Source organism: Nonomuraea cavernae (genome assembly GCF_040655715.1).
GTDB classification, from domain to species: Bacteria; Actinomycetota; Actinomycetes; order Streptosporangiales; family Streptosporangiaceae; genus Nonomuraea; species Nonomuraea cavernae_A.
Window position 1 is genome coordinate 170472 of record NZ_JBFAKL010000008.1, and the last position, 13488, is coordinate 183959.

Annotated in this window: 15 protein-coding genes; 10 read left to right on the plus strand and 5 right to left on the minus strand. The window is 71.1% G+C overall.

Going from position 1 to position 13488, the window contains the following annotated elements; all coding sequences use genetic code 11:
- Window positions 1-22: 22 nt before the first annotated feature.
- Window positions 23-1021, plus strand: coding sequence for an SMI1/KNR4 family protein (locus tag AB0I38_RS14360; protein WP_358466877.1), 999 nt, complete (start codon window positions 23-25; stop codon window positions 1019-1021).
- 7 nt (window positions 1022-1028) lie between these two features.
- Here AB0I38_RS14360 and AB0I38_RS14365 read toward each other — a convergent pair whose 3' ends face one another.
- The gene (locus tag AB0I38_RS14365; RefSeq protein WP_358466879.1) at window positions 1029-1640 is read right to left on the minus strand and encodes a DUF3043 domain-containing protein; all 612 of its coding nucleotides are present in this window, start codon (window positions 1638-1640) and stop codon (window positions 1029-1031) included.
- Between the two features lie 126 nt (window positions 1641-1766).
- Here AB0I38_RS14365 and AB0I38_RS14370 point away from each other — a divergent pair, with 126 nt between their 5' ends.
- From AB0I38_RS14370 to AB0I38_RS14400, 7 genes are all read left to right on the plus strand, one after another.
- Window positions 1767-2570 (plus strand): PspA/IM30 family protein, encoded by an 804-nt coding sequence (locus AB0I38_RS14370; RefSeq protein ID WP_358466881.1) that lies wholly within the window; start codon window positions 1767-1769, stop codon window positions 2568-2570.
- A complete protein-coding gene (pspAA, locus tag AB0I38_RS14375) occupies window positions 2567-2845 on the plus strand; it encodes a PspA-associated protein PspAA (RefSeq protein WP_358466883.1) in 279 nt (92 codons plus the stop codon). Before AB0I38_RS14370 ends, pspAA begins: the two co-directional genes overlap by 4 nt.
- 2 nt (window positions 2846-2847) lie before the next feature.
- The gene (gene htpX / locus AB0I38_RS14380) at window positions 2848-3747 is read left to right on the plus strand and encodes a zinc metalloprotease HtpX (protein WP_358466885.1); all 900 of its coding nucleotides are present in this window, start codon (window positions 2848-2850) and stop codon (window positions 3745-3747) included.
- A 1-nt stretch (window position 3748) separates the two neighbouring features.
- Window positions 3749-4306, plus strand: coding sequence for a PspA-associated protein PspAB (gene pspAB, locus AB0I38_RS14385; RefSeq protein WP_358466887.1), 558 nt, complete (start codon window positions 3749-3751; stop codon window positions 4304-4306).
- Window positions 4307-4331: 25 nt separating this feature from the next.
- The gene (locus tag AB0I38_RS14390; RefSeq protein WP_358466889.1) at window positions 4332-5753 is read left to right on the plus strand and encodes an alpha/beta fold hydrolase; all 1422 of its coding nucleotides are present in this window, start codon (window positions 4332-4334) and stop codon (window positions 5751-5753) included.
- 162 nt (window positions 5754-5915) lie between these two features.
- On the plus strand, window positions 5916-8033 hold the full coding sequence (locus AB0I38_RS14395; RefSeq protein WP_358466891.1) for a serine/threonine-protein kinase: 2118 nt from the start codon (window positions 5916-5918) through the stop codon (window positions 8031-8033).
- A gap of 27 nt (window positions 8034-8060) precedes the next feature.
- Window positions 8061-8678, plus strand: a complete 618-nt coding sequence (locus AB0I38_RS14400) for an SIMPL domain-containing protein (RefSeq protein WP_358466893.1) — start codon at window positions 8061-8063, stop codon at window positions 8676-8678.
- Between the two features lie 7 nt (window positions 8679-8685).
- Here AB0I38_RS14400 and nadA read toward each other — a convergent pair whose 3' ends face one another.
- Window positions 8686-9837 (minus strand): quinolinate synthase NadA, encoded by a 1152-nt coding sequence (nadA, locus tag AB0I38_RS14405; RefSeq protein ID WP_358466895.1) that lies wholly within the window; start codon window positions 9835-9837, stop codon window positions 8686-8688.
- A gap of 161 nt (window positions 9838-9998) precedes the next feature.
- Here nadA and erpA point away from each other — a divergent pair, with 161 nt between their 5' ends.
- Window positions 9999-10352 (plus strand): iron-sulfur cluster insertion protein ErpA, encoded by a 354-nt coding sequence (erpA, locus tag AB0I38_RS14410; RefSeq protein WP_358466897.1) that lies wholly within the window; start codon window positions 9999-10001, stop codon window positions 10350-10352.
- Between the two features lie 100 nt (window positions 10353-10452).
- Window positions 10453-11439, plus strand: a complete 987-nt coding sequence (locus AB0I38_RS14415; protein WP_358466899.1) for a carbohydrate kinase family protein — start codon at window positions 10453-10455, stop codon at window positions 11437-11439.
- Window positions 11440-11485: 46 nt separating this feature from the next.
- On the opposite strand, the gene AB0I38_RS14420 is transcribed toward AB0I38_RS14415, so the two are convergent.
- The 3 genes from AB0I38_RS14420 to AB0I38_RS14430 form a co-directional block, all read right to left on the minus strand.
- On the minus strand, window positions 11486-11920 hold the full coding sequence (locus tag AB0I38_RS14420) for a CBS domain-containing protein (RefSeq protein WP_358466901.1): 435 nt from the start codon (window positions 11918-11920) through the stop codon (window positions 11486-11488).
- Between the two features lie 99 nt (window positions 11921-12019).
- Window positions 12020-12265 carry a sulfurtransferase TusA family protein gene (locus AB0I38_RS14425; RefSeq protein WP_358466903.1) on the minus strand — a complete coding sequence of 82 codons (246 nt, stop codon included), beginning with the start codon at window positions 12263-12265 and terminating at the stop codon, window positions 12020-12022.
- Window positions 12262-13395 carry a cysteine desulfurase family protein gene (locus AB0I38_RS14430; RefSeq protein WP_358466905.1) on the minus strand — a complete coding sequence of 378 codons (1134 nt, stop codon included), beginning with the start codon at window positions 13393-13395 and terminating at the stop codon, window positions 12262-12264. Before AB0I38_RS14430 ends, AB0I38_RS14425 begins: the two co-directional genes overlap by 4 nt.
- Between the last annotated feature and the right edge of the window lie 93 nt (window positions 13396-13488).

Sequence of the window (13488 nt, forward strand, 5' to 3'; positions counted from 1 at the left end):
GTTTCGGGATAAGGTGCCCGACGTGGTGAAGCTCGTACGGCTGGCGCTGACCGGTGCCGTCCTGGCCGCGATAGCGGTACGGCTGAGCCGCCGCGCCCGCCTGCCGGAGCGCGAGCGGCCCGAGCAGGCGCCGGATCGTGCCACGCGGGCCGACCTGCCCCGCCGCCCGGTAGGGCGGACGAGGCGGACCTGGCCCGCGTTGTTCGGGATGGGCGCGCTCGCCGCGGCGGTTCTCATGTTCTCGACCCAGGTGGCGACGCCGGGCGAGCAGGCGAAGCGAGCGCCATGGAGCACCCTCGAATCCGCTCCCGAACCAACCTCCGGATCCGCCCCCGAATCGGCCGCGGACCCCGGCGCTCCGCAGGCGGTTCTCTCGACACCGGCGGCCACCACACCGGCGGCCACGCCAAGCACCTCCGGGCCCGATCCGGAGTGCGCTCCCGGACGCCGCCCGGTGGTGGTGCGCCCGATCGATCCGAAGGTGAAGAGGGCCGTCGACCGGCAGTGGCGGCGTATCGAGCGCTGGCTGGAGACCCGGGCGCCGAGAACCCATGCCACGCTCGGCGGGCCGGGCCGGGCGCGGACGATCGCGATCGCCGAAGCGCAGATGGGCCTGGACCTTCCCGACGACCTGCGTGCCTCGCTGCTGCGCCACAACGGCACCGGAGCCTTCGGCCTGGGCGCCACCGCGCCCTCGTCCAGCATCCGCGACATCCGCGACCTCTGGCGCGACCTGTGCCGTCCCGGCTCCGCGAACCTGGGCCACGAGCCGCGCGAGGAATGGTGGAACGGCAGGATGATCCCGTTCGCGTACCGCGCCGACAGGGGGTACGGCCTGATCGACTCGCGGGTGGGCGACGTCGGCTGGGACGACCTGGTCGCGGGCAGGACGTTTCCCGCGATGCCGTCCTACTACGCGCTCCTGCGTGCCACCGCCGACGCCCTGGAACGGGGTGGCGAGGTCGCCGGATGGACGCCGCGGGTGACCCGCGGCGTCCTGCGCTGGACGCCGCCGAGGTGAGGCTCGGCTACTTCTTCGGCGGGACGGGCTTGCCGCCCGGCAGCACCGTGGGAGGCGGGAAGCGCAGCTTGCGGATCTGCAGGGCGCGCATCGCGGCGTAGAAGCCGACGCCCCGCAGGCTCTCGTCCGGGTACTTCTCGGACACCAGCCGCTTCATCCGCCAGGCCACGTAGATCGAGGTGAACAGGACGCCGACCATCATGATCGGCCAGCCGATCGTGATCACACTGCTGAGGATCAGCGGCCTGATGTTCTCGGGCCATGGGACCCACGTCGCCAGCAGGATGAGCAGCGAGAACGGCAGGAAGTACTGGCTCGGCAGCCGGCGCGAGTCGACCCAGTCACGGGCGAACTTGCGCGCCGGGCCCTTGTCGCGCGCGGGATAGTAGCGCTCGTCACCGGCGAGCATAGCCTTGCGGGTCCGCTCGCGCTCGGCGGCCTGCTTGGCGCGGGACTGCCGGTAGGCCTCCTTGCGGTCCTTGGGGGCCGTGACCGGCTGGCGCCTTCTGCTCTCGGCATCTCGGCGCTTGGGTGTGGGACGACCCTTACCCTGGGGCTTAGGATCGTCAATGGGGACGGGGGAGTCGTCCACGGAGGTTTGGGAACGGCGTCGCAACACGATGCCAACCCTACCTGGACTGCAACTTAGTGACGCCCTCGTGCGTTATGCGTAGGGTAATCCCAAGGCGGCTGCGCTGCACTGGGTGAACACCAGCACGACCTAAGAAGGGGACGGCCGACGCGCATGAGCGTGATGAAGAGACTTTCGATGATCTTCAAGTCCAAGGCCAACAAGGCTTTGGACAAGATGGAGGATCCACGCGAGACCCTCGACTATTCCTATCAGCGGCAGCTCGAGTTGCTGCAGAAGGTGCGCCGGGGCGTGGCGGACGTCGCCACCTCGCGTAAGCGGGTCGAGCTGCAGATCAACGGTCTTGAGCAGCAGGCCAAGCGCTACGAGGAGCAGGGCCGCAAGGCGCTGTCCGTGGGGCGCGAGGACCTGGCTCGTGAGGCGCTGCAGCGCCGGTCCAATCTGCAGACGCAGATGAGTGACCTGAAGATCCAGCATGACAATCTGCAGGCCGAGGAGGAGAAGCTGACCACGGCCTCCCAGCGGTTGCAGGCCAAGGTCGACTCCTTCCGCACCAAGAAGGAGACCATCAAGGCGACCTACACCGCGGCCGAGGCGCAGACGCGCATCAACGAGGCATTCTCCGGCATCTCCGAGGAGATGGGCGACGTCGGCCTGGCCATTCAGCGTGCCGAGGACAAGACCGCGTCGATGCAGGCGCGGGCCGGCGCGATCGACGAGTTGCTCGCCAGCGGCGCGCTCGACGACTACAGCGGCAGCCGTAAGGACGACATCCAGGCCGAGCTCGACCGCATGGGCGGCGGCATGGACGTCGAGCTGGAGCTGGCCAGGATGAAGTCCGAGCTCGGCCAGGGCCCCGCTCCGCAGGGCGCCATCGAGCCGGGCCAGCAGCAGCCTCAGCAGCAGCCTCAGCAGCAGCCGACGCAGCAGCTGCGCCAGCCGGGGGAGGGCGCATGATCGTCAGAATCATGGGCGAGGGGCAGGTGGAGATCTCGGCCGACGACATCGGCGTCCTCAACGAGCTCGACAGCGAGCTGGAGACGGCGATCGAGACCGACGACGAGGCCGTCTTCCGCGAGAAGCTGCACGCGTTGCTCGACAAGGTGCGCCATGTCGGCAAGGCGCTCCCCGACGACAGTCTTGAGCCGTCTGAGCTGATCCTTCCCCCCGCGGACGCCTCGATCGAGGAGGTCCGGGAGATGCTGGGCGATCAGGGCCTCATTCCGGGCTAGACATGAGTTCTCGCTTCGCGTCCGACAGCGGCCTGACCCGCCGCATGCTCGTGACGATGTTCTTGCTCGGCCTGCTCTACGTGGTGTTCGTCGGTGTCCTGATCGCCTTGGGCGCTCAGGCGGTGACCGTGCTGCTGATCGCGGTGGTCGTGCTGCTGGTGCAGTACTTCCTGTCCGATCGCATCGCGTTGTTCGCGATGGGCGGGCGAGAGGTCTCGCCGGAGCAGGCTCCCGAGTTGCACGGCATGATCGACCGGCTGTGCGCCATGGCCGACATGCCCAAGCCGCGGGTGGCGATCGCGGACTCCGACGTCCCCAACGCGTTCGCCACCGGCCGCAACCAGAAGAAGTCCGTCGTCTGCGTGACGACCGGCATCCTGCGCCGTCTGGAGCCCCAGGAGCTCGAAGGGGTGCTGGCCCACGAGCTCTCGCATGTCGCCCACCGCGACGTGGCGGTCATGACGATCGCCTCGTTCCTCGGCATCCTCGCCGGCCTCATGACGAGGGTCGCCCTCTACTCGGGCCTCGGCTCCCGGCGCGGCAACGGCCAGGGCGGCCTGCCCATCGGCCTGATCATCATGCTGGTGTCGATCGTGGTCTACGCCGTCAGCTTCCTGCTCACCCGCGCCCTGTCGCGCTACCGGGAGCTGGCCGCCGACCGGGCGGGCGCGTTGCTCACCCAGCGGCCGTCGGCCATGGCCAGCGCCCTGGTCAAGATCAGTGGCGACATGGCCCGGATCCCGACGCGTGACCTGCGTGAGGCCGAGCCGTTCAACGCCTTCTACTTCGCTCCCGCCCTCGCGCCGGGCGCGACCCTGGCCGGTCTCTTCTCCACCCACCCGCCGCTCGACCGCCGCCTGGAGCAGCTCTCGAAGATCTCCGCCCAGCTCGGAAGGGGCTGACATGGGCTGGCTGGACGCCCTCTTCGGCCGGTCCAAGCCGGTCAAGCCCAACCTCGACGCGCTGTTCGCGCTCCCGTCCGCCGCCGTGACCCTGCAGGCCGCCACCGGCCTGGAGCCCACCGGGCTCGGCTCGGTCGCCTTCCGGGCCGCCGAGGGAGGGGCCTTCGCCGCCGTCGAACGCGATGTCAAGGCGCTGCTCGGTGACCGCGTCGAGGATTCCGACGACGACTACGGCTACACCTGGCTGCAGGTGCGCCGCCCGCCGGACGATCTCTCCGACCTGGTGACCGAGCTGCACGCGGTCAACTCCTCGCTGGAGGGCGCCGGGTTCGGCCCGTCGCTGCTCTGCTCGCTGGCGTCGTTCGCCGACCCCGAGGGGCGGCGGCTCGCGATCGTCTACCTCTACAAGCGGGGCACCTTCTACCCGTTCGCCCCGCTCCCCGGGCAGCGCCGCGACAACGCGCTCGAACTCCAGGTCAGGGGCGTGCTTTCCACCGAGCTTCCGCTTGAGGAGGATCTGGGGCGATGGTTCCCGGTATGGGGTGCCCCGGGGCTCTGAATACGGATAGTGATCTAATGACCGCGTGGAGCGAAGGTTGGTGGGATTTGCGGCTTCCGCGTTCATTGTCGCCGCGGTGCTGTCCAGTGCGTGGGTGACCGGCCAGTTCACCAGCCATGAGGTGGACCGGATCGCGGGCCACATCAGCGAGCTGGCGGCGCGTGACCAGCCGTGGACCCGTCTGTTCCGGGCCGCCGAGGCGTTGACGGGGGTGGCGTGCCTGGCCGGCGTCGCGCTGCTGCCCCGCGTGCGGCGTGAGTGGCCCGGCTGGCTGGCGTTCGCCGTCCTCGGCGGCCTCCTGATCACGAGCGGGCTGTTCCCCCTCGACTGCGCGGTGCTGAGCGCCCCGGCCTGCGAGCACAGCGCGCTGTCGTGGTCGCACCACATCCACACCGTCGTCGGCGTGCTCTCCCGCGTCGCCGTCCTGGCCGTCATGACGCTGCTCGCCGTGACCTGGCAGACGTGGCCGTCCTGGCTCCTCGCGGGTCTGTCCCTGGGCGTCACCGGGCTCGCGCTCACCGCCGCCGCGACCGGCTACCTGGCCGGCCTCGCCGAGCGCGCCCAGGTCACGCTGCTCGCCGCCTGGCTCGTGTACGTCGCTCTCCGCCTCCTCACCACCGGCCCGCCCTCGTCCGCCGGCCCGCTCACCGGCGCGGGCGCGTCCGGTGGGCCGGACATCCACGACGGGCTCGCCGGTCCGGGTGGGAGTGGGAGGCCGCACGTGATCGAGCAGGGGAACGGGCCGGCCGTGCTGGTCTCCGCGGGCCTCGCGGGCGCCTGGTTCCACTGGGACCGGGTGGCCGCCGAGCTGGCACGGAACCACCGGGTGATCCGCTTCGACCGTCCCGGCCTCGGACTCAGCCCGCCCTCACCCACCCCGCTCACCCTGTACGGCGAAGCCGCCCGGCTGGCCGCGCTGGCCCCGGCCCATCCCGAACAGGTCATCGTGATCGCCCACTCGGTGGCCGCCTGGCACGCGGAGGCGTTCGCCCGGCTGCACCCGATGCGCCTGTCCAAGCTCGTGCTCGTCGCCCCCCGCCCCGCCGGGGACGGGCGGCGCGGTACGGCCCTGGGCCGGCCGATCGGCCGCTGGCTGCCCGCCCTGGGCGGCACGTGGGGGGCCGCCGCCGTCGCGCGGCTGGTGGGGCCGGCCGTCCACCGGCTGCGCACCGGCCTCGACGACCGTGACCGCGTCCACGGCGGTGGCCGGGTGCTGGCCGCGGCGGTGGGGGAGTGGCTGGCCTGCCGCGGCATGGCCGCCGACCTGCACGCCGTCCGCGCCGATCATCCGATGCCCGGCGTGCCGGTGACGGTGATCAGCGCGGGCCCGAAGGATCCGTACGCGGAATGGCTGGCCGGCGAGCTGGACGCCAAGCTCGTCCGCCTGCCCGCCTCCGGGCGCCACGTGGAGCTCGACGATCCCGGCGCGATCGTCGACGCGGTCTGAGGCGCCCGTGAGGCGCGGGCCGGGTCGGACGGTCCGGACGAAGGGAGCGGTCGCGAAGGGCTGACGTAGGACCGCGCGACCCACCACAATGGCGGAAAAGACGCCATATTGGGGGTTGAAATGCCGGACCTCGCCGCCCTGCGGCCAGGGGATCCCGCCTCGGTGGGGATTTACACCCTGGACGCGCGCCTGGGCGAGGGCGGGCAGGGCATCGTCTACCTCGCCAGGGCCGCCGACGGTTCCAAGGTCGCGGTCAAACTGCTCCGCGCCGACCTCGCGGGTGATGCCGAGGCGTCCGAGCGGTTCGTCCGCGAGGTGGAGCTGGCCCGCAGGGTGGCCCCCTTCTGCACGGCCCAGGTCGTCGAGACGGGGCTGACCGGCGGCCGGCCGTACATCGTGAGCGAGTACATCGACGGGCCCACCCTGGCCGACGTGGTGCGCGCCGAGGGGCCGCGCTCCGGGACGTCGCTGCACCGGCTGGCCATCGGCACGGTCACCGCGCTGGTCGCCATCCACCAGGCGGGCATCGTGCACCGCGACTTCAAACCCTCGAACGTGGTGCTGGCCTCCGACGGACCCCGCGTGATCGACTTCGGCATCGCCCGGGCGCTCGACCTCACCTCCACGCTGACCGCCAGCGTGATCGGCACCCCGTCGTTCATGGCGCCCGAGCAGCTCACCGAGTCGAGCCCGGGCCCGCAGTCGGACATGTTCGCCTGGGCCTGCACGCTGGTCTTCGCGGCCTCGGGGCAGGCGCCCTTCGGCCAGGACAGCCTGCCCGCCGTGATCAACCGGATCCTGAGCATCGAGCCCGACGTCGGCTCGATCGCCGACCCGGCCCTGCGCTCCCTGGTGGCCGACTGCCTGGCCAAGGACCCCGCCCGGCGGCCCAGCGCCGGCGACGCCCTGATGCGGCTGCTCGGCCAGGTGCCGGGCGGCGCCTCACCCGGCCTGCTACGCCAGGGCAGCGCCGTAGCCGCCTCGGGACCCGTGCCGGCCGCGGGCCAGGGATTCCATGCGGCGCGACCGCAGCCCACCCACTCCATGCCCCAGCCTCAGCAACCTCCGGCTCGGCAACAGCCGGCCCAGCAGCCTCCGCACCCGCGCCCATCGGGGCCGCAGCCGTTCACGCGGGCGCCGTCGGGTCCGCTGACGCCTCCTCACGGGCCGCCTCCTCACGGGCCGCCGCCGCGCGGACGGGCCACGGGGTGGATCATCGCCGTGTCGGTCGCGGCCGCGGTCGCGCTGGTGGTCACGGCCACGCTCGTCACGGTGCGACTCGTGGCCCTCGCCTCAGCGCCGCCGACCTCCTCGCCCTCCCCGGCACCGGTCTCGTCGCCGAACGAGAGCACCTCCGCGTCCTCGCCGACGCCCTCGCGGAGCAGCGCCCCGCTCGCGGACGGGCGGACGATCGTGCTGCCCGGCAGCTCGGTGAAGGTCCGGGAGAACATCACCGACCCGATCAAGCTCGTCTCGTACAGCGTGAACAGCGGCAAGCAGGTCTACGTCCGGCGGGCCGGATCGGCCGACTTCGTGCGGAACACCCGCTACTTCGAGTACGCCCTCGACCTCGGCGGCACCAGTGCGCTCGCCACCGATGTCGACTACACCGCCGACCACTACGCCCAGGTGTCGATCGTCGACCACCGCACCGGTGGCAGGCGGTCCGTCAAGCTCAGCAAGGCGCCCGTCTTCCCGACCACGCCCCGCTGGTCGCCCGACGGCAGACTCGGCCTCGTCACGCTCTACCGGGCGACGAACGGCACCAGCGTCGAGTACGGCTACGCCGTCATCGACGTCGAGAACGGCACCGGCAAGATCTTCAAGGTCGCCCGGAAGGGCGCGGGGAAGTGGCGCTTCTTCTGGAACGGCGACAGCCGCACGGTCGGCACCTGGGTGGGCGGCAGGATGACGTTCTACGACCTGGCGGGCAAGCAGGTGCGCGCGCTGGGCGGGACGGGCTCGCCCGTGTGGGTGGAGGGCGACGACGTGTCGCCGTCGGGCACCCGTTTCCTCGCCCACTGCGCCGCGGCGGGCGACACGGTCTGCGCCTACTCCACGTCCGGCGACGTCCCGGCGCCGATCGTCGTCCCGTTCGTCACCACGCGGCTCATCGGCTGGTGGGACGACGAGCACCTGGCCGTCTGGAGGGTCAAGGGCGGCGGCTACGAGGCCGTCGTGATCGACCTGAAGGGGCGGGTCCAGCGCGTGCTGGCGACCGCGGCCAAGCGCGCGGAGTTCGATGACATGGGCTTTCGTTACGCCCGGGGCACGTCCTAGCCGTCCTATGATCCCGTGGGGGTGCACGTGAACACCGAACACGAGCAGATCGCCGTCGACGGCGAAGGCTCCGTCTCCGCCGCGCCCGACGTCATGCGGCTGAGCGCGGGGGTCGAGGTGCGCCGGGCTTCGGCGGGAGAGGCGTTCGCCGCCGTCCGGGTCGCCGCGGCCCGCCTGGCCGAGGCCCTGCGCGAGGCCGGGATCGCCGCCGACGACCTGCGCACGAGCGAGCTGTCGCTGGGGCCCGAGTACGACGCCTACCCGAAGGTCTCGGCCTACCGGGCGGCGCAGGGCGTCGAGGCGGTGGTGCGCGACCTGTCGCGGGCGGACACGGTGATCGACACCGTCGCGGGCGTGGGCGAGGCGGCCAGGCTGGGCGGAGTGGCGTTCGAGCTGTCCGATCCGGCCGAGGCGCTCGGCCGGGCCAGGGTCCGCGCGTTCCGCGACGCCGCCGCCAAGGCGGCCCAGTACGCCGAGCTGGCGGGACGGCCCCTCGGCCGGGTGGTCTCGGTGACCGAGGAGACGCGCGGCGGGCCGCAGCCGATGGCCTACTCGACGCTGGCCGCCGAGGCCCAGCCGTCGGTCAGCCCCGGACGCCGGACTCTGACGGTCGGCGTCCGGGTGGTCTACGCCTTCGGCGAATAGGTGGCGCCTAAGGCAGGGCCAGCATGCGGTCCAGCGCGACCTTCGCCCAGTGCGTGGTGTCCTCGTCGACGGTGATCTGGTTGACCACCTCGCCGAGGGCCAGCGACTCCAGGGCCCACACCAGGTGCGGCAGGTCGATGCGGTTCATCGTGGAGCAGTAGCAGACCGTCCGGTCGAGGAACGAAACGTTCTTGTCGGGGAACATCCGGGCGAGCCGCTTGACCAGGTTGAGCTCGGTGCCGATGGCCCAGCTCGACCCCGAGGGCGCGGCCTGGAGCGTGGCGATGATGTGCTCGGTGGAGCCGATGTGGTCGGCCTTCAGCACCACCTCGTGCCGGCACTCCGGGTGAACGAGCACGTTGACGCCCGGGATGCGCCGGCGTACGTCGTCGACCGACTCGGCCGTGAAGCGGCCGTGCACCGAGCAGTGGCCCTTCCACAGGATCATCCGCGCGCGCTGGAGCTGCTCGCGCGTGAGGCCGCCGCCGGGACGGTGCGGGTTCCACACCACGCAGTCGTCGAGGGACATGCCCATCTCCAGCACGGCCGTGTTGCGCCCGAGGTGCTGATCGGGCAGGAACAGCACCTTGCCGCCCTGCTCGAAGGCCCACTCCAGGGCCCGGCGGGCGTTGGAGGAGGTGCACACCGCGCCGCCGTTGCGGCCGCAGAAGGCCTTGATGTCGGCGCTGGAGTTCATGTACGTGACGGGAATCACCTGATCGGCCAGGCCCGCGTCCTCCAGCGCCTCCCAGCACTCCTCGACCTGGTCGAACGTTGCCATGTCGGCCATCGAACAGCCGGCGGCCAGGTCGGGCAGGATCACCTTCTGGGAGTCGCCGGTGAGGATGTCGGCCGACTCGGCCATGAAGTGCACGCCGCAGAAGACGATGAACTCCGCGTCCGGTCTGGCGGCGGCCTGCCGGGCCAGCTTGAAGGAGTCACCCGTCACATCGGCGAACTGGATGACCTCGTCACGCTGGTAGTGGTGGCCCAGCACGAACAGCCGGTCGCCGAGTGCCTCCTTGGCCTTGCGCACCCGTTCCACCAGGCCGGGGTCGGAGGCGGGCGGCAGCTCGCCCGGGCAGTCCACGCCTTTCTCGGAGTGCGGATCGGCGTCCTGGCCGAGAACGAAGAGCGGCAGTCCAGTCTGGGTGGCCATGGCCGTACCCCCTTATCGTCGAAGTGACGATTCCATCATGGCACATGGTCACAGGCGGTTTATTTCGGGTCGGCAGGGCGGGGAATGTTAGACGACCCGCTGGTGTTGGTAGCGTCTTAGTAGGACGTCAGAAACAGACAGCCGGGTTAGGGAGTCAGCAGATGACGGTTGAGAGCAGCGAGACCACGACGCAGGGCCTGGTCCTGACCGACGCGGCCGCCGCGAAGGTCAAGAGCCTGCTCGAGCAGCAGGGCGAGGAGAGCCTGCAGCTGCGCGTGGCCGTGCAGCCCGGCGGCTGCTCCGGCCTGCGCTACGAGCTCTTCTTCGACGACCGTTCGATGGACGGTGACGTGGTGTCCGACTTCGGCGGCGTGAGCGTGGTCACCGACAGGATGAGCGCCCCCTATCTGATGGGCGCGTCCATCGACTTCGTCGACACGATCGAGAAGCAGGGGTTCACCATCGACAACCCCAACGCCACCGGCTCCTGCGCCTGTGGCGACTCCTTCAACTAGGCGACGTCGTGGCGGGTCCCGTTCGCCTTTGTGCGGGCGGGACCTTCCCGTATCCTCGTGAGGCTCAACTGGCCTGCTGACAACGAGGAAGAAGAATCCCGTGCGCATCGCCGTCACCGGCTCCATCGCCACCGACCAACTGATGACCTTCCCGGGGAGTTTCGGCGATCAGCTCATCGCCGAGCAACTCGACCGGGTGTCCCTGTCGTTCCTGGTCGATGACCTGCAGATCCGTCGCGGTGGTTGCGCGGCGAACATCTCCTTCGGCATGGGATGCCTGGGCCTGACCCCGATCCTGGTGGGGGCGGTCGGCGACGACTTCGCCGACTACCGCTCGTGGCTGGAGCGCCATGGGGTCGACTGCGCCTCGGTGCACGTCTCCGACACCCACCACACGGCGCGATTCCTGTGCACCACCGACGATCACCACAACCAGATCGCCTCGTTCTACACCGGGGCGATGGCCGAGGCGCGGCTCATCGAGCTGGGGCCGGTCGCCGACCGCGTAGGCGGGCTCGACCTGGTGCTGGTCAGCCCCAACGACCCCGACGCGATGGTGCGGCACACCGACGAGTGCCGCCAGCGCGGCATCCCGTTCGCCGCCGACCCCTCGCAGCAGCTGGCCCGCATGGCGGACGAGCAGATCCGCGACCTCGTCGACGGCGCCGCCTACCTGTTCTCCAACGACTACGAGAAGGGCCTCATCGAGCAGAAGACCGGCTGGTCCGACGGAGAGATCCTGTCCCGCGTCGGCGTCCGCGTCACCACGCTCGGCCCCAAGGGCGCGGTCATCGAACGCCGGGATGAGCCGGTCCTGCACGTGGCCCCCGCCCCCGAGCGGGGCAAGGCCGACCCGACCGGCGTCGGCGACGCGTTCCGCGCCGGATTCCTGGCCGGCCTGGCCTGGGGCCTGCCTCTCGAACGTTGCGGCCAGGTCGGCAACCTGACGGCCACCCACGTGCTGGAGCGCGTCGGCGGCCAGGAGTACGAACTCGGGCAGAAGGTCTTCCTGGAGCGGTTCGGCGCGGCCTACGGGTCCGACGCCGCCGCCGAGGTGGCCGCATTCGTTCGCTGCCACCACGCCTGAACGCGCGTCTCCCCGCCGCGCCGGGCGCGGCGGGGAGATCGATCGCTCAGGCGCTCGCGTAGACGCGGTGCACGAACTCCGCGAGCTTGTCGTCCGGCAGGTGCCTGGCCAGGTCGGCCTCGCTGATCATGCCGATGAGGCGGTCGTTCTCCATCACCGGCAGCCGCTTGATCTGGTGCTCCTCCATGAGGGTGAGCGCCTCCTCGGCCGTGGCGTCGGGCGACACCGAGACCAGCCCGGCGGCCAGCTCGCCGGCGCGCACGTTGGCCGGGTCGTGTCCCTCGGCCACGCATCTGATCACGATGTCGCGGTCGGTGATGATCCCCGTCACGCGGCCGTCGGAGTCGCAGACGGGCAGCGCGCCGACGTCGCCGTCGCGCATCAGCTGTGCCGCCCGGTCCAGCGTCTCGTGCGCGGGTAGGCAGTCAGCGCCCGGATGCATCAGGTCACGGGCGGTCTCGGGTGAATGTCCCGTGGTCATGTGGTTTCCCCCTGAAAGTCGGTGATGTCCCCGGGGAAGGTCGTACCCAGATCGGACGGCATGCCACAGACCCGTACGGCATTCCAGGGCCGCCGAGGCTCAGTAGTTGCGCCGCACGTGGATGGCCCAGCCGCCACCAGGCAGCTCGTAGGAGCCCACATGACGGTGGGACTTCAGCCGGCACCAGGCGGGGACGTCGGTGTAGGCCGCCGGGTCGTCGGCCAGCACCGAGACCACGGCGTTGAGCGGCACGTGGTTGATCTGCTCCGCGAGCATGATGATCGGGATCGGGCACTTCTTCCCGAGCGCGTCGATCGTCAACGCCGGCTGAGTAAGCTCTGTCATTCGACTCCTGCGTCCTGGCGGATCCGCCGTACCAGCTCGGGCAGCACGGCGAGAAACCTGTCGACCTCCGCCGCGGACGCGCCCCTGGGCAGCGAGACCCGGACATTACCGTGGGTGAGCACGCCCATCGCTTCCAGAACGTGCGATGGACGAAGCGTACTAGCGGTGCACGAGCTTCCGGACGATACGGCGAACCCTGCCTTGTCCAGCTCGGTCAGCAGCGCCTCGCCGTCGACGTACAGACAGGAGAACGTCACGATGTGCGGCGCCCGGTCCACGGGCTCACCGATCACCTCCACATCGGGGACGATCTTGGGTACGGTCTCCCGGATCCTGTCGACGAGCGCCGACAGGCGCGAGCACTCCTGTGCCGCCTCCGCCGTCATCGCCCGCAGGGCCGCCGCGGCCGCGACGATGCCCGGAACGTTCTCGAACCCGGGCACGCGGCGGCGCTCGCGTTCGTCCTCCGGCAGGAACGAGCGGAACCGGGTGCCCTTGCGCACCGCCAGCACGCCCACGCCGGCGGGACCGCCCCACTTGTGGGCGCTGGCCGTCAGCACCGACCAGCCCGGCGGAATCGGCATCCGGCCCGCCGTCTGCGCCGCGTCCACCAGGAGCGGCACCCCGTGCCGCCGGCAGACCTCGGCCGCCTCGGTGACCGGCTGCAGCGTGCCGACCTCGTGGTTGGCCGTCTGCAGGCACGCCAGCGCGGTGTCGTGCCCGGCCACCGCCGCGGCGAAGGCGTCGAGGTCGACCCGTCCGGTCAGGCTCACTCCCACGGTCTCGGCCGTGCCGCCGTCGCGCTCGTGCACCCCGGCGGCGTGCAGCACGCTGGAGTGCTCGACCGCGCTCGTCACCAGATGGCGTCCGGCCCTCCGCCTGCCGTGTAGGGTGCCGAGGACGCCGAGATGCACGGCCTGGGTGCCCGACGAGGTGAACGAAACCTCGTCGGGGCGCGCGCCGAGCGCCTCGGCGACCTCCGTGCGGGCCTGCTCCAGCAGCAGGTGAGCACGGCGGGCCTGGTTGTACAGTCTCGCGGGGTCGGCCCAGCCGACGTCGATCGCCGCCAGGAGCGCCTCGCGCGCCTGGGGGTGAAGCGGCTCGGTAGAGGCCGCGTCGAAGTACGCCACGAGACCTATGGTCCCACTCGTGGCGCGCCATCGAGGGGGCGCGCGGAGGGGCGGGGCCCTTGCGCGCTAATGTGTCAGCAATCAGCTGTGCAT